The sequence below is a fragment of the Bradyrhizobium lablabi genome (assembly GCF_001440475.1).
Classification (GTDB): domain Bacteria; phylum Pseudomonadota; class Alphaproteobacteria; order Rhizobiales; family Xanthobacteraceae; genus Bradyrhizobium; species Bradyrhizobium lablabi.
Window position 1 is genome coordinate 330661 of the sequence record NZ_LLYB01000046.1, and the last position, 3727, is coordinate 334387.

General features: G+C 65.9%; 1 protein-coding gene and 1 pseudogene. Both read right to left on the reverse strand.

What is annotated here, in order from left to right; all coding sequences use genetic code 11:
• The coding region (locus CQ14_RS45805; protein ID WP_283807197.1) for an MBG domain-containing protein at positions 1 to 455 on the reverse strand (455 nt) is incomplete at both ends.
• Position 456: 1 nt separating this feature from the next.
• Positions 457 to 2535: pseudogene (locus CQ14_RS48105) on the reverse strand (beta strand repeat-containing protein); the annotation flags it as partial.
• Positions 2536 to 3727 lie beyond the last annotated feature (1192 nt).

A 3727-nucleotide genomic window follows, 5' to 3' on the forward strand; every position in this document is an offset into this window, starting at 1 on the left:
GTGACGGTGAGGTTCGTGCCTGCATAGTTTAGCGTGTAATTGGTCGAAGCCGCGAGCGTCCCTTGCGTGATCCCATAGACGCCGACATTGCTCGCCGTGGTCGCCGATGTTGCCAGCGCGCCCGAAAGGGTATCGCCGTTGACCAGCCCAGAGCCGCTGACCAGATAGGTCAACGCCGGATTGGCGTCGCCGTAGACCCGGCTTTTCGCGTCGGCCGTCACCGTGATCGACCGCGGTGTGACCGTCAGGTTCGCCATCGCATAGTTCAGCGTGTAGTTGGTCGAGGCCGCGAGCGTCCCTTGTGTGATCCCATACGTGCCGACGTTGCTTGAAGTCGTCGCCGACGTCGCCAGCGCGCCTGACAGCGTATCGCCATTGACCAGCCCTGCACCGCCGACCTGCCAGGTCAGCGCCGGATTGGCGTCGCCATAGGCGCGGCTCTTCGCTTCCGCCGTNCACGGTGATCGCGCGCGGTGTGACCGTCAGCGCCGCGGGCGTTTGGATCAGACGATAGGCCTGCCCGCCGGTGCTGGTGACGCTGCCTCCCGCGGTGATAGCGTAGCTGCCGACATTGGACGTCGCCGTCGCCGCCGTCGATAGCGAGAGGCCGGAGAGAATGGCCGATGTGTCGCCCGTATGCAGGCCGTAGGTCGTATAGGTGTAAACCGGGTTGGCATCGCCGTAGGCCCGCGACGCATTGGCGGGATCGACGCGCAGGACGTAGTTGACGCCGTAGAGCTGCGGATAATAGCCGGCGCTCGGCGCCGACCAGATATTAGTGAAATCCCAGCCTGCGTAGGTCGACGCATAGTTCGTCGGATTCTGCATCTGGCTGGTGGTCAGGCCGGTCGTACCGGTTGTGGGTCCGCTGCCGACGCCGATCGAGCGGCCGGACGTCACGGTGTCCCAATAGGATTGCCCGATCACTGCACTCATGTTGCTGGTGCCGACCAGTCCACCCACCTGGTTCGCACCACTTACAGCGCCGGCCGCGTAGGCTTGCGCGATGCTGCCGCTGTTGGTGTGGTAGCCGACCAGGCCGCCGACATCGCTGGAGCCGCTCACCGCGCCGGTCGCATAAGACAGCTGGACGTTGCCGCTATTGCCGCCGACCAGCCCGCCGACTCTGGTGCCGCCGCTGCTGACCGCCCCTGTCGCATAGGATTGCTGGATAAGGCCGCCGTTCGTGCCGACCAGCCCGCCGGCGGAGTGGCCGGCGCCGCTCTCGGTGACCGTCACGGCTGCATAGGACTGCATGATGGTGCCGGTGTTGCTGCCGACGAGCCCGCCGACGATATCACTGCTGGCGTTAACAACTCCGGTGGCATAAGCTCGCGTGATCGTGCCCGCCTCGTTGCTGCCGACCAGTGTGCCGGTGTATACCGAGCCGCTCACATTGACGCCAACGAGGCCGATATCGCTGATCGTTGCGGTCGACCCGATATAGCCGAACAGGCTGCCGTAGGCGGCGCCAGGCCGATTGATCGTGAGATTCGCGATCGTGTGGCTCTGGCCGTCGAACGTTCCGGTGAACTTCGCGGTACCGCCTCTGCCGATCGGGGAAAAGCCCGCCGACGACCACATGTCCGGATACTTGCCGCCGACGGCCGTCAGGCTGGGACCAAGGTTGATATTGTTCGCCAGCGTGTAGCTCGCGCCGAGATTCATCGCCATCAACTGAAGCTGGTGCGCGTTGGTGATGGTGGTCTGGTATTCCCAGCGGCCGAACGGCCGGGTCTGGCCGTCGACCATGTACCAGCCGGTCGTGCCGGTTTCCGGAAAGCTGAAGCTGCCATAGGCGCTCTGCTTGAAGGCGTAATTGGTCGCGGCTGACTGCGCCGGGTCGCCGGTTACGGCCGTCACGCCGGCTGAACTGCCGGAGCCGACACCGGACGCCTGCCCCGTCGTGTAACTATCCCAGTAGGATTGCGTGATGGAGTTACCGTTGAGGCCGACCAGCCCGCCGACAGCGGTCGGGCTGGCGCCCGTGCCGGTCACGGCGCCCGTCGCATAGACCTGTGACATCGAGCCAGCGCCGCCGCCAATGGCATTGTTCAGCCCGACTGCGCCGCCAACATAGAGCGGTCCACTCACAGTGCTGTTCGAATAGCCATTCGACAGGATATGAAAGTTGTAGCCGACGAGGCCGCCGGCGCCAGCACTGGTGGCGGTGACCGATCCGCTCGAATAGACGTTGCTGACCGTCCCGGAGTTCGTGCCGACGATCCCGCCGACCATCTCCCAGCCGGTGATGCTCGCACCGATGACGCCGACGTTGCTTACCGTGCCGCTGGCGGCGAGATAGCCGATCAGCGCGACATTTTGGTCTGACGTCCGATTGATGAAGAGGCCGGAGATCGTGTGGCCCTGGCCGTCAAGGTTTCCGGTGAAGCTGGTGCTGCCCCCGACAGGCTGAAACCCGGCGCCGCTGTTCCAGCCGGATGTGATGCTGGCATCGATGTCGCGGCCGAGCGCATAGGTGCCGGCCAGGTTGTTCTTCATGTTCTGCAGGTCGAAGACATTGTTGACCAGCATGTTCGTCTTGAGCGTGGCGCCGCCGGTGACGTTGCCGCTGAACGTCGTCTGCGTCGGCGCCGTGTATTTGGCGGTGTTGACGGTCGAGTTGCTGCCGGTCGGGTTGTAGTAGATCGAGACCGTGCCCGCGGTCGATACCTGCCCGCCGCTGAACGTCACGGTGCCGGTGCCCGTGCCGGCATTGTCGGCGCGCAGCACGAGGCCGCCGCCACCGGTGCTCGTGATGTTGGCGTTGACCGCGATGTTGCGATAGGCGCTGAGCGTCAGCGTCGCGCTGGTCGACCAGCTGATCCCGCTGGCCACCGTGATGTCGCCGCTGCCGCCACTGCCGGCCGCGTTCGTTTCCTGGGTGACGTTGCTGCTGCCGTTGAGCGCGCTCGCGATGGTGGCGGCGAGCGTGGAATTGATCGTCAGGTCCACCGGATCGAGCAGCCAGGTGCCGCCGGGACCGGCATTGACGCTGCCGCCCGCGAAGTCGAACGTGTGTCCCGAGGTCTCGATGAAGCCGCCGCGCAGACCCTGCGTGCTGATCGCGCCGCCAAACGACGTCGTGCCATCCGACCACACCACCACATTGCCGCCGGCACCTGACGTGCCGTCGGCCGTAATCGTCGCACCTGCCTCGATCGTCGTGTTCCGCGCATTGGCGATGGCCTGCGGCAGAAACTTCCGCGCGGCGTCCGAGCCGCCGGCGCGGTCGCCGCCGATCAGCACNATGCCGCCCGACGTTCCGCTGACGTCGATCTTCGCGCCTGACGTCAGGGTGACGTCCTTGCCGGTCACCACCACGGTGCCGCCCACACCATCGTCGCCCTTCGCCTCGATGGTGCCGCCGACCACGACCTTGTCGCCGCTGACGACGACGTCGCCGCCGGTGAACGCGCGCGATCCGCCTGAACGCACCGGCGCGGTTGGAGCATCCGCCTGGATGCGCCGCGCCACCACCTTCTGCGTTACATTGACCGAGCCGCCCTCGGAGGTGAGGAACACCCGCCCGCCCTTGTTGGCAACACCGGTTGCCGAGATTGCGCCGCCGGTATTGCCGGCCAGCGCATAGATGTTGCCGCCATTGGCGCGCAACTCCACTTCCGCGGCGCGGATCGCGCCGTTGTTGCGGATCTCGCCGTCCTGCGCCGGGCGTCGCACCAGCACCTTGCCGTTGCCGAGCGAGCCGTCGCTCAGCACCACTTCG